The sequence below is a fragment of the Fructilactobacillus sp. X1R3C1 genome (assembly GCF_059901545.1).
Map to the genome: position 1 here is coordinate 92788 of NZ_JBWXUT010000003.1, position 26379 is coordinate 119166.

The 26379-nt window shown below is 40.3% G+C and carries 24 protein-coding genes; 10 read left to right on the forward strand and 14 right to left on the reverse strand.

Features of this window, described 5'->3' with window-relative positions:
* Positions 1–30 precede the first annotated feature (30 nt).
* Positions 31–1443, forward strand: coding sequence for a 23S rRNA (uracil(1939)-C(5))-methyltransferase RlmD (rlmD, locus tag AC6UD8_RS04525; RefSeq protein ID WP_500699609.1), 1413 nt, complete (start codon positions 31–33; stop codon positions 1441–1443).
* Positions 1444–1453: 10 nt separating this feature from the next.
* Positions 1454–1867 (forward strand): hypothetical protein, encoded by a 414-nt coding sequence (locus tag AC6UD8_RS04530; protein WP_500694057.1) that lies wholly within the window; start codon positions 1454–1456, stop codon positions 1865–1867.
* A 61-nt stretch (positions 1868–1928) separates the two neighbouring features.
* On the opposite strand, the gene rbsU is transcribed toward AC6UD8_RS04530, so the two are convergent.
* From rbsU to AC6UD8_RS04545, 3 genes are all read right to left on the reverse strand, one after another.
* Positions 1929–2849, reverse strand: coding sequence for a ribose/proton symporter RbsU (gene rbsU / locus AC6UD8_RS04535; protein WP_500699608.1), 921 nt, complete (start codon positions 2847–2849; stop codon positions 1929–1931).
* Positions 2850–2971: 122 nt separating this feature from the next.
* Positions 2972–4489: a glycerol kinase GlpK gene (glpK, locus tag AC6UD8_RS04540; protein ID WP_500699607.1), complete on the reverse strand. Its 1518-nt coding sequence runs from the start codon at positions 4487–4489 to the stop codon at positions 2972–2974.
* Between the two features lie 114 nt (positions 4490–4603).
* Entirely contained in the window at positions 4604–4855 is a 252-nt protein-coding gene (locus AC6UD8_RS04545; RefSeq protein WP_010022943.1) for a hypothetical protein, read from the reverse strand.
* Positions 4856–5004: 149 nt separating this feature from the next.
* On the opposite strand from AC6UD8_RS04545, the gene AC6UD8_RS04550 reads away from it, so the two are divergent.
* Together AC6UD8_RS04550 and tyrS are read left to right on the forward strand one after the other, a co-directional pair.
* The gene (locus tag AC6UD8_RS04550) at positions 5005–5799 is read left to right on the forward strand and encodes a tyrosine-protein phosphatase (protein ID WP_500699606.1); all 795 of its coding nucleotides are present in this window, start codon (positions 5005–5007) and stop codon (positions 5797–5799) included.
* Positions 5800–6049: 250 nt separating this feature from the next.
* Complete coding sequence (gene tyrS, locus AC6UD8_RS04555; RefSeq protein ID WP_500699605.1) at positions 6050–7303, forward strand: tyrosine--tRNA ligase; 1254 nt, start codon at positions 6050–6052, stop codon at positions 7301–7303.
* Between the two features lie 126 nt (positions 7304–7429).
* On the opposite strand, the gene apf is transcribed toward tyrS, so the two are convergent.
* The 4 genes from apf to AC6UD8_RS04575 all read right to left on the reverse strand — a co-directional run bounded on the left by apf (position 7430) and on the right by AC6UD8_RS04575 (position 10132).
* Positions 7430–8056: an aggregation-promoting factor gene (apf, locus tag AC6UD8_RS04560; RefSeq protein WP_500694062.1), complete on the reverse strand. Its 627-nt coding sequence runs from the start codon at positions 8054–8056 to the stop codon at positions 7430–7432.
* A 307-nt stretch (positions 8057–8363) separates the two neighbouring features.
* Positions 8364–8684 (reverse strand): thioredoxin, encoded by a 321-nt coding sequence (gene trxA, locus AC6UD8_RS04565; protein WP_500699604.1) that lies wholly within the window; start codon positions 8682–8684, stop codon positions 8364–8366.
* Positions 8659–9441: a TerC family protein gene (locus tag AC6UD8_RS04570; protein ID WP_500695818.1), complete on the reverse strand. Its 783-nt coding sequence runs from the start codon at positions 9439–9441 to the stop codon at positions 8659–8661. Before AC6UD8_RS04570 ends, trxA begins: the two co-directional genes overlap by 26 nt.
* 43 nt (positions 9442–9484) lie before the next feature.
* A complete protein-coding gene (locus AC6UD8_RS04575; protein WP_500699603.1) occupies positions 9485–10132 on the reverse strand; it encodes a glycoside hydrolase family 73 protein in 648 nt (215 codons plus the stop codon).
* 187 nt (positions 10133–10319) lie between these two features.
* On the opposite strand from AC6UD8_RS04575, the gene AC6UD8_RS04580 reads away from it, so the two are divergent.
* Complete coding sequence (locus AC6UD8_RS04580) at positions 10320–11243, forward strand: magnesium transporter CorA family protein (RefSeq protein ID WP_500694066.1); 924 nt, start codon at positions 10320–10322, stop codon at positions 11241–11243.
* A gap of 129 nt (positions 11244–11372) precedes the next feature.
* Positions 11373–14036: an MMPL family transporter gene (locus tag AC6UD8_RS04585; protein WP_500723571.1), complete on the forward strand. Its 2664-nt coding sequence runs from the start codon at positions 11373–11375 to the stop codon at positions 14034–14036.
* 40 nt (positions 14037–14076) lie between these two features.
* Here the strand turns inward: AC6UD8_RS04585 and AC6UD8_RS04590 are convergent, their stop codons facing one another.
* The 3 genes from AC6UD8_RS04590 to AC6UD8_RS04600 all read right to left on the reverse strand — a co-directional run bounded on the left by AC6UD8_RS04590 (position 14077) and on the right by AC6UD8_RS04600 (position 16874).
* Positions 14077–15228, reverse strand: coding sequence for an MFS transporter (locus AC6UD8_RS04590; RefSeq protein ID WP_500699601.1), 1152 nt, complete (start codon positions 15226–15228; stop codon positions 14077–14079).
* A gap of 534 nt (positions 15229–15762) precedes the next feature.
* Positions 15763–16200 (reverse strand): MerR family transcriptional regulator, encoded by a 438-nt coding sequence (locus tag AC6UD8_RS04595; RefSeq protein WP_500694070.1) that lies wholly within the window; start codon positions 16198–16200, stop codon positions 15763–15765.
* A gap of 17 nt (positions 16201–16217) precedes the next feature.
* Entirely contained in the window at positions 16218–16874 is a 657-nt protein-coding gene (locus AC6UD8_RS04600) for a histidine phosphatase family protein (RefSeq protein WP_500695822.1), read from the reverse strand.
* 143 nt (positions 16875–17017) lie between these two features.
* On the opposite strand from AC6UD8_RS04600, the gene AC6UD8_RS04605 reads away from it, so the two are divergent.
* Positions 17018–19147, forward strand: a complete 2130-nt coding sequence (locus tag AC6UD8_RS04605) for an LTA synthase family protein (protein WP_500699662.1) — start codon at positions 17018–17020, stop codon at positions 19145–19147.
* A 104-nt stretch (positions 19148–19251) separates the two neighbouring features.
* On the forward strand, positions 19252–20064 hold the full coding sequence (locus tag AC6UD8_RS04610) for a hypothetical protein (RefSeq protein WP_500699600.1): 813 nt from the start codon (positions 19252–19254) through the stop codon (positions 20062–20064).
* Between the two features lie 40 nt (positions 20065–20104).
* Here the strand turns inward: AC6UD8_RS04610 and AC6UD8_RS04615 are convergent, their stop codons facing one another.
* Both AC6UD8_RS04615 and AC6UD8_RS04620 read right to left on the reverse strand, forming a co-directional pair.
* Positions 20105–21073 (reverse strand): type I phosphomannose isomerase catalytic subunit, encoded by a 969-nt coding sequence (locus tag AC6UD8_RS04615; RefSeq protein ID WP_500699599.1) that lies wholly within the window; start codon positions 21071–21073, stop codon positions 20105–20107.
* Between the two features lie 86 nt (positions 21074–21159).
* Positions 21160–22149: an NAD(P)/FAD-dependent oxidoreductase gene (locus AC6UD8_RS04620; RefSeq protein WP_500699598.1), complete on the reverse strand. Its 990-nt coding sequence runs from the start codon at positions 22147–22149 to the stop codon at positions 21160–21162.
* Positions 22150–22299: 150 nt separating this feature from the next.
* On the opposite strand from AC6UD8_RS04620, the gene AC6UD8_RS04625 reads away from it, so the two are divergent.
* Positions 22300–23259 carry a nucleoside hydrolase gene (locus AC6UD8_RS04625; protein ID WP_500699597.1) on the forward strand — a complete coding sequence of 320 codons (960 nt, stop codon included), beginning with the start codon at positions 22300–22302 and terminating at the stop codon, positions 23257–23259.
* A 64-nt stretch (positions 23260–23323) separates the two neighbouring features.
* Here the strand turns inward: AC6UD8_RS04625 and AC6UD8_RS04630 are convergent, their stop codons facing one another.
* Together AC6UD8_RS04630 and spx are read right to left on the reverse strand one after the other, a co-directional pair.
* The gene (locus AC6UD8_RS04630; protein ID WP_500699596.1) at positions 23324–24133 is read right to left on the reverse strand and encodes a Cof-type HAD-IIB family hydrolase; all 810 of its coding nucleotides are present in this window, start codon (positions 24131–24133) and stop codon (positions 23324–23326) included.
* A gap of 61 nt (positions 24134–24194) precedes the next feature.
* Positions 24195–24593, reverse strand: a complete 399-nt coding sequence (gene spx, locus AC6UD8_RS04635; protein WP_010022968.1) for a transcriptional regulator Spx — start codon at positions 24591–24593, stop codon at positions 24195–24197.
* A gap of 202 nt (positions 24594–24795) precedes the next feature.
* Between spx and AC6UD8_RS04640 the strand changes: the two genes are divergently transcribed.
* The gene (locus tag AC6UD8_RS04640; protein WP_500699595.1) at positions 24796–26340 is read left to right on the forward strand and encodes a bifunctional metallophosphatase/5'-nucleotidase; all 1545 of its coding nucleotides are present in this window, start codon (positions 24796–24798) and stop codon (positions 26338–26340) included.
* The last annotated feature ends 39 nt before the right edge of the window (positions 26341–26379 follow it).

A 26379-nucleotide genomic window follows, 5' to 3' on the forward strand; every position in this document is an offset into this window, starting at 1 on the left:
GACGTTGTTATGAAGAAAAAAGGAGTTCTAATGAGTTATAAAAGAGTTAGAAACGGTTCAAAAAGATCGTCAAATGTTTCGGTAGAACTCCACCAACGGGTTACGGTCACCATCAAGCGTCTCGGAATTAATGGTGAGGGAATTGGTTATTTTCACCGCAAATTAATTTTTATTCCTGGTGCGCTAGTTGGTGAATTAGTTCAAGCTGATGTAACTGAGATTAAACCTAAATACCTACGCGGAAAATTAGTTCAAATTGATAAGGAAAGTCCCTTTCGGGTTAAACCGCGTGATCCATATGCTGGAGAAGTTGGTGGTTTTGAACTCGAAGACCTCGCATACCCTAAGCAACTGGAATTCAAACGTGATTTAGTTAAACAATCGCTTAGAAGATATCATCCGAGGGCTTATGATCATTATGATGTCAGGGAAACGATCGGGATGGATAATCCCTATGAGTACCGTAATAAGGCCCAGTTTCAAGTTCGAACTGAAGCAAACGGAAGAGTCATCGCCGGATTATATAAAGAAGGAACTCACGAAGTGGTCGACATGGAGACCTGCTCCGTTCAGTATCCGCTTACCATGAAGGTTATGCACGCTTTAGTCGAAATGGTTCAGGATCTAAACATCCCAACGTTCGTTGAATCCAATCACTCTGGCATTTTAAAAACCTTGATAGTCCGAGCAGCCCTCAACACTAACGACGTGCAGGTGGTTTTCATCACTAACACGCCCAAGTTGATTAAGAAAAATCAACTCTTAGAAATGATTTCCGATCGCCTTCCAGAAGTCACTTCCGTCATGCAAAACATCAATCCTGGTGACTCACCTTTGATCTGGGGAGAAAAGACGGTTCATTTAGCTGGAAATGACAGTATTACCGAAAAAATTAATGGTTTATCATTTGAGTTGTCACCAAGAGCTTTCCTCCAACTCAACAGCATCATGACACCAAAACTTTACGATTTAGCTGGAACAGCCCTCAATCTTGATTCTGATGATCGTTTGATTGATGCATATTCTGGGGTGGGAACCATCGGTCTTTCATTAGCAAACCAAGTTTCTGAAGTTAGAGGAATGGATACCATTAAGGAAGCCATCACCGACGCCAATCATAATGCAGCAATCAATCATATTGATAACGCCACCTACTACTTTGGCAGTGCCGAGGATTTGATGCCGCAGTGGATAACCGAGGGTTTTAAACCCACGGCACTGGTGGTTGACCCACCACGCGTTGGCCTTGACCAACACTTAATTGATGCCATTTTAACCGCTAAACCACAAAAATTTGTATATGTTTCATGTAATCCATCAACGCTAGCTCAGAATCTGGTCCAACTAACGAAGTCTTATAACGTGGACTACCTGCAACCAGTTGATATGATGCCACAGACTCCGCACGTCGAAGTCGTCGTCAAATTTACTTTAAAGTCTTAGAAAGGTCCAATTGTCAATGAATCCATTCGATAACGGCAATAATAGTGGGAATAATGGCATGAACAACATGTTCTTGCCACCTAACTACGCCGTCGTGCAAAATAAAGAAACCCAAGAAGTCAAAGTCCAAAAGGTGGGCTTCTCATTCACTACGCTAGTTTTTGGAATCTGGCCTTCTATTTTTCGTGGTGATTTCTATAATACCCTTTGTATGCTAGGGGTGGATTTTATCCTAGCAATGGCACTTACCGTCTTAACTGGATTAAACATCGCATCCTCTGCCTATGAGATTTTTGCAATCATGCCATTAGCATGGAGTTTTGTATACAATATGATGTTTTTCCGGCATTTGCAAAATAAGGGATTTGTTCCCATCAATAAACGTTCAGCTGAACTTTTAAAACGAAGTCATTATTATAAATAATTAGGAACACAAAAAACACTTCACATAATGTGAAGTGTTTTTTTGTTTGAGATTAATGATTTTATAGCATAACGGTAACGGCAGCAGCAACGATGATCAAAGCTAAACCAATCAAAGTAGCAACCATTTCCTTTGGAGTCTTCTTCTGGTGTAAGAAGTAAACACCGGTCAAGGTAGCAACAACTACTGATACCTGTGATAGAACGAATCCAGTTGAAAGACCTAACATGTTTGGTTGTGCAGCAATCAAGTATGAGAATGCGGCAATTGCAAAGAAGAAACCAGCAATAATCTGTTTGTATGAAACACCCTCAGCAAACACATTTTCACTCTTCATGTTCATCAAACCGTAGATAATAGCCATCAAGACCATTCCCATTGCCTGTGGCAAGAATGCTTCCATTGGGGTCATTACTGAAGTGGACTGTGGCAAAACTCCCTTAGCCCAAGTCAAGTTATTAACCTGTGGAGCGGCTGAGTATAACCAGTAACCAATAACACCAATTAACTGTAAGATAACGGCTTTTTCAAGCGCACCTTTATTAACGTTTTCTTTGTTTTGGCTCCAAGTGGTAAGAGTGGCACCGATAATGATAACGATCAAAGCAAGGATTCCAATGATCTTGTGACCAATACCAGGCCAACTACTTAACGCAAATGCACCCCACAAAGCAGTTACAATCAACTGAAATGCGGTCGTGATTGGCATAACTCTTGAAGAACCAATCAAAGAATAACCTTTAAAGGCCATGATTTGACCGAAGCCCCAACCCATACCAGACAAGATTCCGTAGACTAAGTTCCAGCCCATTGGGAAGCCAGCTTGTGTGAATAATAAGACAACAATCGCAAAAATCAATGTACCAACTGTGGCACCAAAGATTTGGTTCGTTGGTTTACCACCAATTTTTGATGAAATAGTTGGAAATAGCCCCCAACCAATCACTGGAATTAATCCAATTAATATTGCTTCAAAACTCATATCCCATACCTTCTTTTCAAAATACTTTTGTAACCCTTATTTACGAAATTAATTATAACACGTCAAAAATAAAAAGAAAACGTTTTCATTAAGAAAAATTTAAAAACTTGCCAAAGCAAGTCTTAATTAATGGGTTTAAAAGCTTGCGTGGCCTTAACCGCTCGCTTCCATCCCTGATACAATTTATCTCGTTCAGCTGCTTTCATTGAAGGGGTGAAAATCTTTCCCTCTTCGTAAATGGACTGAACTTCATCTAAATCTTTCCAGAACCCGGTTGCTAGTCCACTCAAGATGGCAGCCCCAAATCCGGTCGTTTCTTCATCGCTGGCTCGTTGAACCGGAACATTCAAAATGTCAGACTGAAACTGCATTAAGTAACTATTGCGACTAGCTCCCCCATCAGCTCGAATCTGTGGAATATCGAGATCGGTATCGGACTCCATTGTGTTAACGATATCCTTAGTTCCGTACGCAATTGACTGAAGCGTGGCCTTTACAAAATCATCACTGTTAGTTCCTCGGGTAATCCCAAAAACGGCTCCTCTGACATTTTGGTCCCAGTATGGGGCCCCTAATCCATTAAAAGCAGGAACAACGTAGATTTCATTGTGGTCGGTCGATCGTTTAGCCGCCTGTCTGGACTCAGGAACACTGGTGATAATCTTCATTTGGTCTCGAAGCCACGTCAACGCACTTCCAGCCACGAAGATTGAACCCTCAAGTGCATACGTAATTTTTCCGTTAATTCCATACGCAATGGTCGTCAACAAATTCTCGTCTGAGTACTGCGGCTGGTGTCCCGTATTCATCATGATGAAAGCACCATCACCATAGGTGTTTTCAACCATTCCCTTTGAAAAGCCCATTTGTCCGATCAACGCCGCCTGCTGATCGCCAGCAATTCCAGCAATTGGGACACTAACACCATAAAATTGGTAGTTTTCGGTCGTTCCATAAACTTCATCAGAAGCATGAACGGTCGGAAGCATGATCTTTGGAATGTTTAAAATCTTCAAGATTTCGTCGTCCCACTTTAAGTCATTAATGTTAAACATCATCGTTCGACTGGCGTTCGTATAATCAGTAATGTGATATTTCCCACCAGACAATTTCCAGACGAGCCACGTATCAATGGTCCCAAATAACAATTCACCATCAGAAGCGCGCTTCTGTGACCCATTAACGTGGTCTAAAATCCACCTGACCTTGGTAGCAGAAAAATACGAGTCAATGACTAGGCCCGTTTTTTTATGAATTAGGTCCTCGTACCCTCTGTTTTTTAAGTCTTCAGCAATTGAATTAGTTTGTTTTGAAAGCCAACCAATGGCATTGTAAATGGGTTTGCCGGTCACTTTGTCCCACACTACCGTGGTCTCACGCTGATTGGTAATCCCCACTGAGGCAATGTTTTCGGGGTGAATGGAGGCGTCAATCAAGGCACTCGCAATGGCAGAAAGCACGGAGTTCCAAATCTCGTTTGGATCCTGTTCAACCCATCCGTCACTATTGATAATTTGAGGAACTTCCTTGTAACTCTCAATTACTTTTCTACCACTATGATCATAAATGATCGCTCTCGTACTAGTCGATCCTTGATCAATCGCTAGGACGTAATCTTTATTGTCAGACAACTGGTTCATCTCCGTTTCATCGTATTTTTGATACTCATATTAGCACGATTCAATTCATCTCACTACTTGAAAATAAAAGAGAAAGTAGATTAAAATCTACTTTCTCTTTTATGGCATCATTAATTAACGCTTAACTTCAACCCGAATGTCAGCATCAATATCTTTTGGCTCAACCTGTTCGTCATAAGAAAAATCAGCATCTTTAAAGTATTCCTTGATTTCAGCATTAATCTCGTTTAAATCACGAACATCATTATCCTGACGTTTAATCAATAACGTGTACTGCTTGTTATCTTCATCAACGTTTTCAAAATCATAACCAACGTCAACCGTGTTTAAGATTTCTTGAATCATTTGTCTTTCAGTCATTGCCATAATTCATACTCTCCTTAATAATCTTCATACGCTAAGCTTATTCTATTTTCTAATATTTGTAAAATCATATCTCAAAAAATCATGTGGAACACGGGCTTCATGATATAATTATATTACACTGACATTGAAAGGTGGGTTACATGGAAAACATGGAAAATAAAAGAGTTCTAGCCATTCCAACTGGTGAAAATTTTCGTGAGTTAGGTGGATACCAAACTGTTGATGGTAAAACCACTAAGTGGCACAAGTTACTACGTGCGGGACACTTAGGTGAGCTCAGTGAAAATGATCTAAAAACCCTTGAGCATTACGGGGTTCGCTTTGACGTTGATCTCAGAAGTCAACCTGAAGTCGACATGCTGGCCGATCAAGTGGAAACTTCTGCTGTCGACTACATTTTTGATCCGATCTTTAAAGAAGACGCAACTGACAATTCGAAAAGTCCAGCTGAAATGAAGAAAGTCCTGTGCAATCACCCTAATTATGGTCATGATCATATGGAACACGTCTATAAAAGCATGATTAAAACGAAACACTGTCGTTTGGCTTTTAAAAAATTATTTGAAGTTCTACTCGATAACAGGCAAGATGACGAGTCCGTCCTATTTCACTGTACAGCTGGAAAAGACCGAACCGGAATGTCTGCGACCATGATCCTCTCTGCCCTAGGGGTCGATCGTAAAACCATCGAAGAAGATTACCTGTTAACCAATCAGGTGGCAAAACCAGTGATTGATGCTCGATTAGAGCAAGCCAAAGAAGAAGGATATAATGATGCAGCTCTAAAGAGTCTAAGATCCCTTTATAGTGTCTCATTAGACTTTTTCAATGCCGCAATGGACGAAATCAATCAATTATACGGCGGAATGAACCAATTTCTCCATGAAGGTATTGGATTGACCAATGCCGACATTCATCAGTTACGTCAAATTTACCTTGAATAATTTGCATATTGTTAATTCGGCTAGGTAATGATACGATGAGTTTATCAAAAGTAGTCTAATATTTAAGTGATAAGAGAAGTGGCGGTTGGTGCAAGCCACACAGGATATTAGATGAACTACCTAAAATTACACATCAAAATAAGTGCAGGTACTTTTGTATCTGAACGTGGGTGGTACCGCGCACAAGCGTCCCAGTAGTCAATCACTACTAGGACGCTTTTTATTTATCAACAACAGGAGGAAAACAACAATGAATATCATTGAAGATTTAAAATGGCGAGGCGCCATTAACCAAACAACCGACGAAAACGGACTAGAGAAATTAACCAACGAGAAAAAGATTGCCCTATACTGTGGGGTCGATCCAACTGGTGATAGTATGCACATTGGTCACCTAATTCCGTTTATGATCATGGAACGTTTTTCACGGGCTGGTTTTCACCCTTACATCCTAATCGGCGGGGCCACCGGTTCCATCGGTGATCCAAGTGGGAGAAACACTGAACGTCCCCTTCAGACCAAACAGATGGTCAAACACAACGTTAACGCCTTAACAAAGCAAATGAAGCACCTCTTTGGCAGTGACAGTAACATTCACATCGTGAATAACTACGACTGGACGTCTAACGTGTCACTGCTTGATTTTCTTCGTGACTACGGAAAACTCTTTAACGTGAACACCATGTTATCAAAGGAAGTGGTGGCTAGCCGCCTGGAAAAGGGCATTTCATTCACAGAATTCACCTACCAAATCCTACAAGCACTGGACTTTCTCACTCTTTACCTCGACCATGACGTTCAACTTCAGATTGGTGGTGGGGACCAATGGGGAAACATCACGGCCGGAATTGACCTCATTCATCGCGTTGAAGGTCAAGACGCCGAGGTATACGGATTAACCATCCCATTAATGCTTAAATCAGACGGAACTAAGTTTGGAAAGACCGCTGGTGGTGCTGTTTGGCTTGATCCAGAAAAGACCTCACCGTATGAATTTTACCAGTTCTGGCTAAACCAAAACGACGCTGACGTTATCAAATACCTCAAATACTTCACCTTTTTGCCTAAGGATCAAATTGATGAACTGGCCCAAAAAGTTAAAGATGAGCCTTGGAAAAGAGAAGCACAGAAAACGTTAGCACGTGAGGTCACGAAATTTGTGCACGGTGAAGACGCCGTTAAGCAGGCCGAAAATATCTCAAAAATTCTTTTTAAAGGCAACGTTCAAGACCTATCAGTAAAAGAAGTTAGTCAGGCATTTAACAGTGTCTCTACGTCTTCGATTAGTTCTGATCCCGTAAACGTAGTCGATTTAATCATTGCGGTTGGAGTTGATAAATCCAAACGGCAGGCTAGAGAAGACGTTAATAATGGCGCTATTACCATCAATGGAGCAAAGGTTACCGACGTCAATACTGAAATTAACCCCCAAGCTCAATTTGACGGGAAGTTTATCATCATACGACGCGGCAAGAAACGTTACTTCTTAGCTAAGGTTAAGTAAATAAATCCCAGTATCATAAATATGGTACTGGGATTTTTTGGATTCAAAAAAAGGCGCGAAGAATTATTCTTCGTCCCTTTTGCATCTTGTTTTTCGTTTGAGTAATCGTTAACTTGAAATTAAATCTTACCAGTAGTTATGTGATGCTCGAAATTGAGCAGCGGCAGCGATTGAACCGTAACGTGAAACTGCGTATTGACGAGCCACACGTTCTTGGTTAGCTGGAGAGTAATCACCATTTAGATATGATGAAGACAATTGGTATTTACCAATGTACTGACCATTTCGAGCACTGTATGAGTTACCAGATTCAACTTGTGCAATTGATGCTAAACCAGAGTTATCACCGGCATTGCTTGCATTATTGTTACTGCTTGCAGCAGGTTGAGTAGTGGTTGTAGTTGTTGCTTGTTGTTGTGTTTGAGCAGGTTGTGCGTTTTGCTGTGGTGCAGCAGTGTATTGTGCATTGCTACTTACCTGAGCAGATGGTTGTGTTTGAGTATTGTTACTTTGGTAAGTCATGTTGCTTGCGTTAGTAGGTAATGTTAACTTTTCTCCGACATGAATCAGGTTGACATTTTTAAGGTGGTTAGCCTTAACAATGCTGCTGATGCTAGTGTTATGTTGCTTTGCGATTTTTGAGACTGTGTCACCGCTCTTAACGGTAACTTGATTAGTGTTAGTGGCAGCATTGGCGTTGAAGCCTGCAGTCATTAACACACCGGCTACTGTGAAAATAGATGCTAAAAGCACCTTTACGTTTCTAGATTTTAATAAAATGATAAATCACTCCTATAAATTTTTGTTACTTCCGTTTTCTTAAAACTGAAATATACTCAAACAACAATTTCACATTCTAAATACTGTTATTTACATGGCAAAAACAGCAATGTTAAAAAAACCGATTATTTTGTCACGTTGTAACGTCAATGTAACAAAACTCGCAATAATGCCCGTTTTCAGGGATTGATCAACATTTCACAACACCAATTTTTAGCAAAAGAAAAAGCCTTCTGCCATAAAAAAAGTTATTAAAAGCATAAGACTTTACTTAATTTCATCATTTTTCAGCTAATTTTCGATTAAAATAGTGCTCTAATTTACTCTTAGGATACACTCCGGTGACCTTCTCAACGCCCTTTCCGTTACGAAATAATACTAGTGTTGGAATACTCATGACCCGGTATTTTCTGGCAATCTCCTGATTATCATCGACATTAAGCCTTAAAAACTTGATTCGACCTTTGTACTCACGTTCCAGTTCTAAAATCAACGGATCCATCATTTTACATGGACCACACCATGGTGCCCAGAAGTCAACCACGGTCATTGGTCCCGTAATTTCTGAGTCAAAATTATTCTGATCTAGATCCACTTCCATAGTCTTTCCCCCTCTTCACGTTAATCACATGGATAACTAAAGTAGCCACTAGTGTGACAATTACCAAGATGCCAAACCATCCCGCTGGAATCTCAATGTCAATCATTGGAATCGATAAGAAAAGTTTCAACGCAATGATAATGATCAAGAAGTACGCCATCGGCTGTAGTTCGGGAATCTTTTTCATCAACATCATTATGACTTCAGCTACCCCACGCATCGCTAAAATCCCAATCATCCCACCAATTAAGACGATCACTGGATTAGGTGAAATGGCTAACGACGCTAGCACCGAGTCAATTGAAAAGATAATGTCCATGAATTCAATCTGAACTACCACCCACCAAAAGTACTTGCGAGTGTGGTTTTTCTTATTTGGTTTGACCTGATGAGTTCGGCTCTTTTTGTGCTTACTCTTGTGCATATTATAAAAGAAACTAAACGCAAGATAAAACAAATAAGCTGCACCTAAGACCTTAATGATCCAGAACCTAATTAGGTACACTCCGACTCCGATGATCAAAAAGCGAAAGATGTATGCTCCCCACATTCCGTAAAACAAAGATTCTTCCTGCCACTTTTTAGTAGGAAGAACTTGAGTCTGGGCCGCAAGGACAACTGCATTATCAACGGATAAAAGGCATTCAATCACTACCAATGAGAAAATAATCAACCAGTCATTTCCAGACGTTATGACGGTTTCCCAGTTATGTAGATCAAAAAAAGGACCATATAATTTAGCGAGTAGGTCGAACAATCAAAGACTCCTCCATTAGTTAGTTGTAATTAGTAATTAGTAATTAGTAATTGTTAATTGCTTTAACGTCGTATTTCATTAATTGATGGTTCACGATGACACCAATTAGCTTATTAGCGTAATCGGGATCGGTAGCGTAGCCATTTTTTTGCAACAAGTTGGCTTCTTGCCTAAAGCTCGTAATGCCCGTTTTCTTTAAAAACTTGGTATTTAAAGTCTCATTATGATCCTCGATGGCATCAGCAACCGATGGATATTTTCTAAACTGACCCACTTCGGTCGTTTTCTTGTTATTAACGTACTCGGTCGTATCGTACGAGATTGACTGACCATTGTACGTTCCCTTGATTCCAAACGGATTATTGGCTTTCTTATAGAGTTCGGATTGCCCCCAATTCGATTCGAGAATAGCCTGTCCGATCACGATACTTGGCAAAACCTGTTGTTTTTTCTCGTAAATCTTAACGGCTGGGTCACCAATTTTTTGAATAAACTCTTTGTGCTGAGTTTCGATCTCTTTATCACGTTTCTTGGTTGCGTTATTCATTTGCTCTTGTCGAACTTGATATGAATGATTAATCAACATGTGTCTAATCTTAAATGCAGCGAACACAAGTAGTAAGACGACGACTACTCCAATCACAACTGCAATCCACACGTTTTTCTTTTTATTGTGTTTCACGGACAACATCTCCCTATGTGGTTATTATACCTTAGCCAACTATTTTTTGTTGAGTATTTATGATTACTTAAAAAAGTTTCTTACTCATTTCCAATTACGCATTATAATGGAAGAAACACCCACTAAAATCGACTAACTTAGCCATTTAGTGTAGTATGAAGATATCTGACAATATAGTAACGGGAGTAGTTTTGCATTGATTAAAATTGAAAAAATCAACCAAAATATTAACTGGATTAAAACCATCGATTGCCGTCCAGCTGATAAGGAAATTTTAAAAACAGAATACCATTTAAATAACGAAATGCTCTATTATGCACTTGACCGTCACGAACGACCTCGGGTTGAATATTACGATGAAGAAGGAGTCCTCCTTTTCATTTTTGATGTGGCCGAACCGACTCGTTTTAACGGGGATGTTTCTGCTGAACCAATTGGAATCATAACCCATGACAACATGTTATTTACGTTCACGGCCGATAAAACTAATTTCGTTAACGAACTCATTTCTTCCATTATAAAAAAAGCCGGTTCAAAACAACTCGCAGAATTACAACCAATTGACGTAATTAATAAAACGTTGTACCAACTATCCGTCCAATACTTTGATTATATTAACCAAATCAACAGTGTCAGAACTAACATTCAACGTAACTTACGTGGCAAGGCCAATAAAAGTGCCATCAACCACCTGCTTAATCTACAGACCGACTTAGTATATTTCCTAACGTCACTCGGATCAAACAACGATATGATTAACGACTTCAAGCGGCGTTTTACAAGGGACCTCACTGAGGATCAAAAAGCTGCCGTTGAAGATATCAGTATCGAACTTCAACAGGGACTTTCAATGGCAGAGATGGCGAACGCCGCGACTCAGCAAGTAGCAAGCGCTTATTCCAACCTCCTTGATAGTGACTTGAACAACACGATTAAGTTTTTAACCGTTTTTTCGTTAATTCTAAGTGTTCCAAACATCGTATTTGGGTTCTATGGTGAAAACGTAAAACTTCCATTTATGGATAAACCATCAGCGTGGATTATAACCATTATCATCACGATCATTTTTATCATCATTGTGTTGCTGTTTTTACGCGCAAACCATTTCTTTAAGAACTAATTTAATATAAAATGAGCATGAGGGGGTAGTGAAATAAAATGAAAGGAATTTTCTTCGATGAAACATTTTATAAGGACGTTACACGAAAATAGGATTTTCTCTTTAATTATTTGGCTAGTTGTCATTTTTATGGCAATTGTCAGTCTCCCCAACCTGAGTCAGGTTGTGATGCAGGCTGGCAACCCGGAAATGAACTCAAAGTCCCAGATGTATAAAGCACAGAACTTACAGAACCAATGGGGCGAAGGCTTAGATGGAACCACAAGTATGAACATCGTTTACCACGCCAACAAGGGTAAAATTACCAGTTCTGAGCAAAAGGACATTTACAATCGGGTTGGTAAGATTCAGAAAAGTAACGGGGACAACGGTATTAGTCGGATCACCACCGCTCACACGAGCCCGAATGGTGCCTCAAAGTTTATCTCCAATGATCAATCAACCGAGATTGTGAATATTCATGTTCCAAAAAGCAATGCCACAAGTGCAAGTTTTGCTAACACGCTTCAAAAGCAATTCAACGTTGATAATGGACTGAAGACGTACGTCACCGGTCCGCAATTAATTAATCAAGACAACAATGAGAAGATTTTAAGCGTCACTAACATTGTGACCATTGCAATTTTCATTCTTTCCTTAATCTTTATTGCCATTGCATTTAGATCACTATTAGCACCGGTTTTTACCTTTATCATCCTGATCATCGCTTACCTGGTTTCATTAAGTGCAACAGCTTTAATGTCAACTCAACTTAGTCTCCCGTATTCGCCATACATTCCTTTAGTAACTGGCTTGGTAGTAACTTTATTTGGTACCCTTGCTAGTTTCTTTTTGTATCGACGTTTTGAATTGGCACTTAAAAACGAAAGCGTTGACCCCAGTAAAACAGCCACTAAAAGTCTTACATATCCACTTGGGGCAACCGCAATAATTACGTCATTAGCATTTGGATCACTTTACCTGCTCAAGTTTAGTTCGGTTCGGGCCATTGGTAGCGTCGCCATTGTCGTACTAATAACTTTATTAGCCGTGATGACCGTGACCCCAATGTTCATGCAACTCCTTGGACCAACTTTCTTCTGGCCAAAGAAGAAAACTTTAAAATTAGCAAACGAGGGCTTCTGGGGTAAACTTGCCCATGTCTCGCTTTTAAAACCTCTCCTAGGCCTACTAATTGCATTAGTGATTACGGTCCCACTGGTTTTATTCTATCGTTCTAATGTAACCTACCTTACTAACAACAATTTAATTGCTAATGATCAGGCTGAAGTCGGTAGACACATCCTTCAAAATCACTTTAATAAGGGAAAACCAACTCCAGTCACTATTTACATCAAAAATAACCGACCCTTTAATAATGACAACACCATTAGTGCCATTGACCAGGTTACAACGAAGCTTCAGTCCCAAAAAAACGTTGCGCAGGTGTACTCTGTGACTCAACCAGGTGGGGATGAAATTGATAAATACTATTTACGAAATCAATTGAATAAGACCACTTCAACCCTTAATGGCATTAGTAATTCCCTTAAGGGCTCACAAAGAACCCTTAAGGGTGCAAACAAGACACTTCAACAGAAAAACATTAAGAATCAGACTAAATCAGTCGATTCACTGATTAGACAACTTGATCGGATTAGCGATACGAGTGAACAAGCTGACACCAACAATTTCAGCACATTCACTCCACTTGAAACGGCTCAGTCATCTAATCAAGCCCAGAAGTCCAAAAAACTTCGCCAAAATCTCTCACAAGTGTCTGATCAGTTGAGTACCACCAGTCAAAGCTTGACCCAGTTAAGCAACCAAATCTCTGACGCCCAAAATTCTGGACTGGAAGCGCAAGAAGCGGTCCAGCAATACAACGAACAAGCGTCTAAAGTTCGTGGTGAAATTGCGTCCGTTAACCGAACTTTAAGGGAAAGTAAGGATAAGTTAACGCCCGTCACTGGTTATTTAAATGGTGTCAAGCAGTCAAGTGCTGGGAATACCTTCTACATCTCACCGCAACAGATTAATGACACCGATTTTTATCAAACTAAGTATAATTTTGCAAGCGAGAACCAAAAAGTAACCAAGCTCGAAGTAGAATTTAATAATGAGCCCACCGGCAACACGAACTTAAATAACGTTCACAACATGCAAAATACGGTTAGAAACCAGTTACAAAACACCAGCCTGGAAAACGCTGAGGTCGCTTATACCGGACAACCAATTGAAAACGCCAACGTTCAAACTAACTTTGACCACGACTTTATTATTGGAATGATGATGATCTTCTTAATCGTTTTCGCCTCCATCATCATCGTTAGTCGTTCCATTCTCCAACCATTTTGGTGGTTGGTCACATACGTGATGAGTGTCTTTTCCGCACTGAAGGCTACCCAACTTATCATGTACTATGCCGCAAGTGACGGTCAATTAAACTGGCAGGCATCCGTTTCCATGCTGGTTCCCCTTTCCATAACTGGAATATTTGAATTAACCTTTTTGGCCATTTCCTACCGAAAACAAAATCCAGACTTACTAGGATGGTTGACCGGTGGGACAAGTGCATTTACAAAAACAGTTAGTTACGTGATGTTTGCTGTAATTATCATTACATTCGGTCTTTTCGTTAGTCTGCTTCACTCGCTTGACTTCATCGGACTGACCGTCATCATCACGGTTATTATCTTTAATGTCATCCTGCCACTTGTCACGACTGGACTTGGCAAACTAGCAATCACGTTACCTCGTTCCGATTTGCATCATTGGCCCCTTTATAAAAACAAACGAGCCAAAAACAAATAATCAAAAAGCCATCAGTTAAACTGATGGCTTTTATTATGCCCTAAAAATTCATTTTACGAATTGATTTAAAGTAAAGAAACAAGATGACCAAAGAACCAGACATTGCCGTAACACCAAATAATACAAAAATCACCTGAATGTTAATAACCTTTGAAAAGGCACTGATAAACAATGACTCAAGCGCCATCAAAAGAGCCGTAATTAGATTGCAAAAAGACATCAACGTAACTCGAAGTCGTTTCACCACTGTATCCTGCAGTTCAGCGTTTAGTGTCGTATCCCACACTTCAAAAAGTGAACTAAAAATTACAAATGCAATTAAAGCAACGATGAAATTTGAAATTCCTAAGAGTAGTGACATCAATAAGCCAATTGCCATGCTTAAAGAAATTACCCTCATTCGGCCATATTTAGCAACTACTTTAAAGACGTTTGCCGAAAAAACAGCTCCAATGATATCAACAATCGCTAGGATCATCGCAATGTTACCGGTGCTAAATCTTGTAATATGGGATAGATACAACGACCCGTATTGATACATAATCGAAGCCGTAGCCTGTGAAATCGCTACTACTAGGATTAACTTCTGGTAGTTTTTATTACTAACCAAGAAGGTCCTCAATTGCTTTAAGACACTTGGAACATCGGGCTCATTAACCACCGGTCGAGGTTTGATCACTAATACCGTCATGATTGAAAGAACGTGGGCCATAATTGAGGCGGTAAAGACCAGTGGCCACGAAACGTCTGCCAAATACCCACCAACCATATTACTGAAAGCAACCGTACAAATCATGATGGCGTTGTATCGTCCCCAAAATTTCTGGTAGTGTTGTTTTTCATCCGCCTCATAAATAATGGCCTCATCGGTTCCCGAAATTAGCGAAAGTCCAATTCCAAACAAAACAAATCCACCAAACACTAACAAGTGGTTACGTGCGACAAAAAAAGTTGCAACATATAATACACACATTATCTGACCCAAAATCAAAGTGGTTTTGTAGCCAATTTTGTCAGCAATGATTCCGGATGGTAGTTCACAAATAACCTGAGTTGCGTTAATCACAAGTTGTAATAATGCAATTTGGCCAACTGACCATCCCATATGTTTCAAATAAAGCATCCAAATTACTAATTCAAAGGTTAAGTTAGAAAAGAATGCGTACGTATACATTTTCCTGATATTTTTCATAATTTCCCTCATTTCAGTTTAACGATTACTAATGAAGTTGAGGAAATTCAATGATTGATTCAGGATGAATGTTTCACCCAAATAATCGAATGAAATTATGACTCAACTTCATTTCACAACTATTTGGGAAACAGTCTGTCTTTGAATAAATACCGTTACATGCCGTGCTGAAAACTTACTGCCAATTTCTTGAAATTCGCTTTCCATCGTTCACACCTCCGCTATAATTAATGATTATTCAAAAGTATATACTTTTGGTCCCTAAAAACAAGGCTCCTAACAAAAAGGGAATCGTCATCTCTGCCGATTCCCCCACTGGGTTAAATTCTAAAATACTAACAAAACTGCAACTAGTATCAAAATTGATACCAATCCCAGCATTGTCAAAATGACTTTTTCAAGCAATGCCATTATCAAATGACCCTTCCTAGCACTCTACTTTTTCTACTGCCAATAAATATGCTACCGTACATGAGTCATTCCGTCAAAAAACGCCAAAACTAATTATCAGCTTTGGTGTCTTTTTGAGTAATTTTAGTTATCTTTTACGAGGTACTTAACTTCCCCGTCGTCATCAAGGTAGCCATACAAACGCTTCGTGTGCGCATCATCAAAGTATCCCATGTCTGCCATTCGTTTTCCATTTACTTCGTCACAACCATGATCCACTCGCTTAAAAAAGGAATACAAAAAAGCAATTCGTGATTTAAACTGCGTCGCCTTTTGATAAGCAGACGTCAGGGTGTAACCGTCATCTAGATATTCTTTCATTAACTTAATCAGTACAAAATTTGAAAAATTGAAAACTCGTGACGCTAATTTTTCAACCCGGGTACTTCTCACGTATCCCTTTTTCTCCCAGTATCGGAGTTGTCTTGGTGATACCCCCGTCATCTTACTAACTTCACCAATTCGAAAAATAAAGTCCTGCATGTTAAATGAATTGATGATCTTGTCATTAGCTTCATGCATTTGTCGCCTCGCCTCCACTACTTATTGTATTCAGTGACCTTGATTTGATTACCATCAACACTCATCTTAGTAATACTGCCATTTTCGGGACGTTTTGTCATATCATACTGTCCGTCAGAAAAACGTTCTACTAAACTAAGCAGGGTATTTCCGTGACTAATCAAGAGGACGTTGTCGCCATCTTGAACCTTAGCATCGTGAGTAATCATATCTAACCCCTTATCAAGTCGTTTCCAGTAATCAGCTGCATTTTCAGCCATATGGAAAGGATCAGCCTCTTTCATATAGTCCTTAGCCGTATTGATATCATATTTATTTACAATGTCTTTAAAAGTTGGTACTCCATGAGGTGCTCCGGCCTCGTACCACGCTTCATCCATGTTTAATCCTTCAAAATAACCATAAAATTGTTCACGAAAATTGGGAGATACGACAGGCTCATTAATATCTGAAACTAAATTATCGTTTAGAATAATCTTGGCGGTATCTTCAGCACGAGTAGTATCACTGCAGTAAGCTTGAACAAATTTGATGTTAGATAAACGTTTAGCGGTCTTTTTGGCACCAGTAATTCCCTTGTCGGTTAGTGGTGAATTACTCCAGCCTTGTAATTTGTTAAAAATATTGAAATAAGTTTGTCCGTGTCGGACAACGTATAGGGTAAATTTTGCCATTGTATCTCCTCCATTCACACTCTAAGTATATCACTTGTGGGCTTTAACTTTTCTCTAAGATTCTCCCTCAATCCTACCCAAATTTAATAAATCTGATAAGATAGGGGTTGGACTTAAAAAGGGGACTTTATACCTTGAAAACGATCAAGAAAATTCTGTCTAAATGCAATACTAGAATCGGGTTTTTCGTCTTACTAGTAGTGCTTTTTTGGGCTAAAACAATTTACGCATATTTCACTGACTTTAATTTGGGTGTCGACAGTATCTTTCAACTGTTTTTGCTCCTAATTAATCCAATTGCAACCACCGTTATTATGTTAGGTTTGGCGCTTTATCTAAAACCAGCTAAACTTTTTTATCCAGCAATCTTGTTTCTGGATTTTCTAAACACGGTTCTTTTATACTTAAACGTAATTTACTTTCGTGAATTCACCGACTTTATGACGGTGTCGACCATGACCGGTTATTCCAAGGTCAACCAGGGACTAAGCGGAAGCTCATTAGCACTAACTTCGCCCCACGACGTTTTTTACTGGATTGACATCGTGATCGTCATCCTCTTACTTTTGTTTAAAGTGATTAAGATTGACAAACGGCCACTACAGGCCCGAGTTGGTTTTGCGGTTTTCTCACTTGGAGCCCTCATGTTAGTTGGTAACATTACTTTGGCCGACATGGATCGGCCCCAATTATTGACCAGAACCTTTGACCGCACTTACATCGTTAAATACCTGGGTTTGGATTCTTTTACCGTCTATGACGGAATAAAGTCCCAACAAACCAACAACATGCGAGCCAATGCCAATAAGTCTGACTTAACGGGGATTCTTAAATTCAAAAAAGAACACTACGCCGCTCCTAACAAGAAAATGTATGGGATTGCCAAGGGTAAAAATGTCATTATCATTCATCTAGAAAGTTTTCAGCAGTTCGTGATTGATAAAAAGATCAATGGCCAGGAAGTCACTCCATTTTTAAACAAGTTGTATCACAGTAAGTCAACTTATTCCTTTGATAACTTCTTCCATCAGGTTGGCCAAGGTAAAACGTCCGATGCAGAAAACATGCTCGAGACTAGTACTTATGGTCTCCCACAGGGATCCTTATTTGCTCAACTTGGCAGTGACAACACCTTCCAGGGTGCTCCTGCCATCCTTGGTCAAAAGGGATACACGTCCGCCGTCTTTCACGGAAACGTTGCTAGCTTCTGGAACCGAAACAACACTTACAAAAACCTAGGATATGACTACTTCTTTGACGCCAGTTACTACGATACCTCGGGTGATAAGTCAACCGGATACGGACTGAAGGATAAGCTCTTATTTAAAGATTCAACCAACTATCTTCAGCACCTCCAGCAACCGTTCTATGCTAAATACATCACCGTTACCAATCACTTCCCGTATCAACTAGACGCTGAGGATCAGAAGGATTCTGATTTCAAGGCCCCTGATACTAATGATGAAGCCGTTAACAACTACTTTGTAACGGCCCACTATCTCGACCAATCAGTTCAGGAACTCTATGAGTACCTTGACAAAGCCGGTTTACTAAAGAACTCCGTGATTGTCCTATACGGGGATCACTATGGCTTATCGAACTCTGAAAACACCAGCTTAGCACCACTACTTGGAAAAGACCCTAACGACTGGAATGACTTTGATAACGCCCAATTGCAACGAGTTCCGTTCATGATTAACATGCAAGGAATCAAGAATGGTCACGTGGATCATACCTATGGTGGTGAAATTGATGTACTTCCAACCTTGATGCACCTTCTTGGAATCAGTTCCAAGAAGTACATCCAATTTGGGACGGACCTCTTCTCCAAGCATCATGATCAAGTGGTGGCCTTCAGAAATCGAGACTGGGTTTCTCCTGAGTACACTTCGGTTAATGGGACGGTCTACGATAACAAGACCCAAAAAGTAATCCATCCGGATAAAAAGTTGAAACAGAAGTTAGAAAAGACGCAGGATAAAGTCAATCTAGAACTCTCATTATCCGATACGCTGAATGAACAAAACCTACTTCGTTTTTATCATCCTAAGGGATTTAAACCAGTTAACCCGCAGAAGTACAATTATGCTAACGGATTGGACCATGAAGAAAACATTGAAAAGAAGCTTGGAAAAGCCTCAACCAGTCTCTACTCAGAACGACATGGTAAGAGTACGAACAGTTTATACCATACCGATGCTCCTGAGCTTTACCATAGTTCAACTAACTCTAATCGAATTCAAATTACCAACCCTGATTCAAACAAAGAATAACTATAAAGAACCCACATCAGTTGATGTGGGTTCTTTTGTATGACTGTACTAGTTTTTACCTGTGCTATAATACGGGTAAATCTAGGGATGGAAGGTTATAAATTATGACTAAATATACAGTTACAAAAAGAGCCAAGCAGTATAAACAGCCCCGTGGTGGTTTCATTCCCGTCTCATCCCTTCACATCAAGCAGTTTACGCCAGACGAATTTCTGCCGATTGCTAGTGAAAACATCACGCCCAGCTTTATGGGACTGGTCGTCGACTATCTAACACGGTTTGAAGTCACCGGAGACGTCGTGGCAGCATTCAGCATTCCTGAAATTGGTGCCCATAACGTTGACCTACTAGCGGCCGAAAAGACTGGTCACCATTACGATGGTAATATGGACCGTTTTAAACAATTAACCAGTGAAATCAATTCCGGACTTGATGATGACAGCATTCAGTGCGCCATTCAACTCGTTAATTATGACATTGCCTACCGGATGGGACCTAGTTACTACGTTCCTCGTCCCAAGTACCAAGCGAATGAGGTTACCATTGAGCACATTAAACAAATGGTTAACCGGGGCGTTCAGTTCTTGAAGCAAGCATCAGAAGCTGGTCCCATTACAATTGACTTTGATTTTCCCGGTGCGTACACCGACACCGTCGTAAACGGCGATGGTGACTACCTGACCAAGGATGGGCTGTGGGATTTCAAGGTATCAAAGGCTAAACCAACCAATAAATTCACCCTCCAGATCCTGATGTACTACATCATGGGGCTCCATTCAGCAAATAAGTCTTATTTTGAAATGGTTAAGCAGTTAGGCTTGTTTTATCCACGCCAAAATTGTCTGTATTGGATTAACGTAGCCGACATCAAAACCAAGACGCTAGAAACGGTGGCAGAGGATGTCATTGGATACTAAAATACCACTATCATTGAGGTAGTGGTATTTTTGTCATATTTTAGTTTGCGGTTGTCTGAATAATTCGGAGGTCTCCCTTTAACTGATACGTTTTGGCTTGAACTGGCAAGACATACGTACTTCCCTTTTCAAGCGAATACGATTTGCCATCGACAATTAGTGTCCCTGTTCCATCAATAACAACGTTCACTGAATAAGTCTGCATGTCTTTAATCTCGGCTTGACCGTGAACCACAATTTGATAAACGTTAAAGTACTTTGATTTCAATAGACGTGTCCGGGCTGGATTATTTGAATCGACAACCAGTTGGGTTTGCTCGGGGTCTGGTAGAACGTTCGGAGTATTGGTTACTTTAATGGCATCTTCTACCTGGAGTGGTCGTTTCTTCCCCGTCTTTTGATCCACCCGGTCGAAATCATAAAACCGGAGCGTGTTGTCAGAATTTTGTTCCACCTCAAGAGCGACAATGCCTGCTCCCAAAGAATGAAGCGTCCCAGCTGGTACATAAACCATCTCACCTGGTTGAACGGTTTTCGTTTCTAAAATCTGGTCTAACTGGTGGTCTTTAATGGCCTGCCGAATTTCATCCTTACTTTTGGCGGAATGACCGTAATATACCTTTGAATCTGGTTTGGTGTCTAAAATGTACCAGCACTCAGTTTTTCCATTCTTTTCATTAAAGTACTTTTGCGCGTTCTCATCACTCGGATGAACCTGGATTGACAAGTTTTCCTTGGCATCCAAAATTTTAACCAATAGTGGAAAGGAAGCCTTGGCCGGATGCCCACCAAATAGTGCTGGATGTTTCTTCCAAACTTCTTTTAAAGTCTTTTCGTCATAGGGTCCGTTATAAACCACTGACAAGTCATCACCATAAGTCGAAGCAATCCACGCCTCTCCAACGTGATTACTATTTAACTGATAGTGATACCGCTTTAGTTCGGTTCCACCCCACATCTTATTCTGTAAAACGGGCTTTAAAAATAAGGGAAATACTTCATTTGTCATGAACATCATCCTCCAGTTAAAAAATTTCAACTAGTTTCATGATAGCATCATGTTAATGGTTTCACAACATTTATCCTTTCTTGAACCTACTTGCGATGAAGCGAAGTACTGTGAACGGGTCCCCTTCGGTCGGGATAAATTTCTTTCATTAAAACGTTAATGGCGGTGGGAGCCTCACCAAATCCAGTCGCAATCAAGTCTTGTTTGCCGGGATAAGTAATCTGATCCCCAATCGCAAAGACTCCTGGCACACTGGTCTCAAAAGATTGATCAACCTCAAGTAAGCGATGATCAAGGGCTGGTTGGATCTGCCATTCCTTTAACTGGCGATTATTCGAAATAAACCCGTAGTTCACCACGAGATCATCCACCATCATTTCCATCTCGTCATCTTCAGTCTTAACCTTTTTACTGGTAACCCTTAAACGATTATCAACCTCATCCAGTCGTTTAATTAAGTATGGGGTGACCACCTCAACTGATGATTCCTTGAGACGATCAACCATATACTCAAGACCACGAAATTCGTCCCGCCGGTGCAATAAAAACACCTTACTTGCAACACGTTCAAGCATTAAAGCCATGTCAACGGCGGAATCGCCACCACCAGCAACCATAACGTCTCGCCCCTTAAACTGGTTTAAATCATTGATACTGTAAAAAAGGCGCTTCCCAGTGAGCTCTTCGGCATTTTCAGCCCGTAGTTCACGTGGCTTAAAGGCACCGTTCCCGGTCGCAATGATGACGGCTTTACTCTTAGTAGTTCCCTTACTGGTTTCAATCTCAAAATAGTCATCTTTTTTAATCACATCGACTACCTTACTCTCAACCTTTTGGTCAACATCAACGGTGTCAAGTTGCTTTTGCAGTCGTGCAATCAGCTCGTCACCCGTGACGCCCGCAAAACCAGCAACGTCCAAAATGGTCTTTTCAGGATAAAGCGCTTTGACCTGGCCCCCAAGTTCAGGAAGGCTCTCAATGATCTGCGTTTTAGCATCCCGCAGGCCAGCGTAAAATCCCGCAAACATCCCAACGGGACCGCCGCCAATAATTGTTATATCGTACATATTTTCCATTTTTATCACTCTTTATCTAATTTTATCTTTAACCAAAGTTTACCATGCGAAGACAAAATAAAAAAACCAATTTCATATCTATCGCAATTTCCTACATATTAAAGTATTATAAAGTTGTACTGTAACTGAAGTTATATAGGAGGACTTTAAATGAGTACCAAAAAAATGATTTTGGACCTTGATACTGGAATCGATGACTCAATGGCACTAACCTACGCGGTTGGCAATTCTGAGATTGATTTAATCGGGGTCATTGCTTCGTTTGGCAACATCGAAGCCGAACGGGCAGCCGTTAATACCCTTAAAATTTTAGATTTACTTGGTGCTTCAGACGTTCCGGTCTTTATTGGTGAAACTCATCCATTAAGCGAAGATTATGTCAGAATGCAAGTCAGCGCTGACATTCACGGTGAAAATGGGATTGGCGACGTTGACCTTCCCGAACCAAGCGGTGCGGTCCAAAGTAAAAACGGGGTCGACTTCATGATTGAATCCGCTAAAAAGTACGGTAACGATCTAACGATTGTGCCAACTGGTCCTCTTACTAACTTAGCCCAAGCAATCAAACAAGCTCCAAAAGCCATGGAGCAGGTTGGCAATGTGACTTTAATGGGTGGTGCTTTAACAGTTCCGGGTAATGTCACCCCCGTCGCCGAGGCCAACATCAACCAAGATGCCATTTCAGCCAACGAAGTCTTCACCAGTAACCTTCACATCAACATGGTCGGCCTTGACGTTACGTTACGAACCCTTTTGACCAAGCAAGAAACCCAAAAGTGGCGCGATTCTGGGACAATGGCTGGAAAGAAAATGGCTGACATCGTGGATTTCTACATCAACATCTATGCTGATATGTATCCTGAACTTGGCGGCTGTTCACTTCATGACCCACTCGCCGTTGGTGTAGCGGTCAACCCTAGTTTCGTAAAATTCATTGATATGAATATGATCGTTACCACCAAACCCGACGCATACTATGCTAGAACGATTGGTGATAAGAATCGATTAGATGATCCTAACACCAACGTTAAGGTGGCTGTAGCGGTTGACTCCAAACGCTACTTAAAAGAATTTATGAAAAATATGAATAATGCGTTTGAGACCATGTAAAAAACCAAATAAAAATGAGCTAAACATAATTGTTTAGCTCATTTTTATTTGGTTGTGTTTATATTTATTGATCAGCTTTAAAATACTTCTTTAAAAAAACTGCCACACCATCATCGTCATTCGATTTAGTCACATCCGTCGCAATTTTCTTGATTGGTTCCTGCGCATTCGCCATCGCAACTCCAACCTTGGCCTTCTTAATCATTCCGGCATCGTTTTCAGCATCACCAAATGCCATTAGATTAGAAAAATCATCACCATAGTGACTAAGCAATGCTCCTAATCCATAGGCTTTATCAACACTGGGTGCCAAGAATTCTAGGATTTGGGGTTGTGAACGAACAATGTGATACTGCTTTTTCACATCTTCGGGCATGTCACTAACAGCTTTATCAAGAACGTCTGGTTCGGCTGCGATAACCGCCTTAGAGTAGCTTTCGTCTGGCATCTCAGAAAACTTAGTTGGTACAAACTGCATGTCAGCATTCAACATTTGTTGATAAATCGATGGTTTTAAATCGGAGATTGGATAGACCTGGGTAAAATCAAGAATATCTAACGGGAGGCCGTTTCTTTGAGCGTATTCATAAAGTAATTTGAACGCATCTCGATTCATCCCACGCTTAAATAATTCATACTTATCGGCATTTCGAACCACGAGCCCACCATTAAAGGTGATGGTATAATCATCTGGCTCATCAAGGTCTAGTTGCTTAATGTACTTCCAAATGGCATTGATTGGTCGTCCAGTACAGAGCACCACTTTGATCCCCTGTCGGTGTAACTTTTTTAACTCGTCTTCGTTTACTTTACTGATCTTCTTATCACCTGTAAGCAGTGTGTTGTCAAGATCGAGTGCGATCATTTTAATCATATTAATTCCTCATCATTTAAATTATTCATAAAAAAACGCCCATACCGGGCGTTTTCATATCTTAAGAAGTTAACTTCGACTCTAATTGTCTCAATTCTGCTTCACGAACATCTCGCGGTAAGAACCGTCTAATTTCTTCTTCGTTATAGCCAACTTCAAGACGTTTGTCATCAAAAATGATCGGACGCTTGATTAGGTCAGGGTACTTTACTAATAGGTCAACTAACTCGGTTAAAGATAAGTCATCTAAGTTCAAGTGCAGTTTCTTAAAAACATTTGATCTTGTTGAAATAATATCCTCACTGCCATTTTCGGTTAAACGAAGAATTTGTTTTACTTCGTCAGCGTTAAGTGGGTTTGAATTGATGTTTCGTTCCTTAAATGGAATATTATGGTCTTTCAACCAAGCACGGGCTTTACGACTTGATGCGCTGCTTGGTGCAACATATAAATTCAACATGTAATAACCTCCTCATGTCTAACATTTAACATGACTTGTTTAAATTAGTACGAATGTACTTATTAAACAACTAAATTGTATCATATATTATTACTTCGTCAACGTTATTTTAAACTTAAATAAAGCCTGATTTCTAGCTTTTATTTACACTTTCCTTAATAAATATTATAATTTGTACTATATAAGAGGGAGAGGCCAAACTATGAAACTCAAAATACTATGTACGAGCGATATTCACGGTTATTTAGCGCCAACAAATTACGTTAAACCAAATGAAAACATGCCCTTTGGTTTAGAAAAGGCAGCAACCACAATTAAGCACGAACAGGAAGGCTTCGACCACACCTTAATTTTAGATAATGGTGATTTTTTAGAGGGGTCTCCTCTCGCCTACTACACGGCCGAAGTTTTAAAACTTCCGAGTGCTCAGGCGATTAATAAAGCATATGATACGATTGACTATGACTTTGGATCACTCGGTAATCACGAATTTAACTACGGACAAAGCTACTTAAAAAATACCATCAAAAACACCAAGCGCCAGTTTATCTGCGCCAACATCCTAAACGAAAAAGATGAGCCAGCCTTTGGGTCGGCCTATGCCATTAAAGACTTTGGGGATCTAAAGGTGGGAGTATTAGGTCTTACCACTCAGGCCATTAACCAGTGGGAGAATAAGGCCAACGTTAAAGGGCTTAAGTTTAAATCTGGCTTAGAAACGGCCAAAAAATACGTCCCAATTCTTCGCCAAAAAGCTGACGTGGTGGTTATTTTGTATCACGGGGGCTTTGAAAGAGACAAAGTAGGCAAACTTAGTGAAAAATTCACTGGTGAAAACGAAAGTTATCAAATTTTAAAAGAAGTTCCCGGAATTGACGCTTTAGTGACGGGTCACCAGCACCGAAAGCTCGCTAACCATCTCTTTGGTGTTCCATACGTTCAACCGGGACATCGTGGTGATTACGTAGGCCAAATTACCCTTGATATTAATGATGACGATAAAACGGTGGTTGATAGTAACGCCAAACTAATCTCAACGGCTCAAAACAAACCATTTCAGCCGACCAAAAACGTCGTTGATCCAGTCGACCAAGATGTTGAAAAATGGCTCTCAAAACCACTCTCAAAGATTAAAGGTAATCTCAAATATAAAGATCCCTTCGAAGTTCGAACCCATGGATCGGCCTTTATCAATTTTATTCAAAGGGTCCAAATGGAAACAATGGGAGTTGATATTTCGGCAACCGCGCTCTTTACCGACGAAGCCCATGGATTCGAAAATCCAATCACCATGAGAAACATCATCACCAACTACGTCTATCCAAACACGTTAGCAGTCTTAAACATTACTGGAGCGGACTTAAAAGCTGCCCTTGAAAAAACTGCTGATTATTTTGCCTTAAAGGATAATAAAATCATCGTCAATCCAGTATATACTTATCCGAAACACCGGGACTATAACTATGACATGTACGCGGGCATTGATTACACTATTGACGTCTCCCGGCCGATTGGTTCCAGAATCGTTAACTTAACCTATCACGGTCGCCCAGTTCTGGACCATCAACCCTTGAAGATCGTTTTAAACGCGTACCGTGCCGTTGGTGGTGGCCACTACCCCATGTACGACGAAAGTAAAATTATTTCCTATAACACCATTACCATGAGTAATTTGATTGCGAAGTACCTTCAAGATCATCCCGTAGTTGACGCTAACAACCAACAAAACTTCAAAGTCATTAAATAAAAAAGTTCCTCACCACGTAAATGCCAATGGTGAAGAACC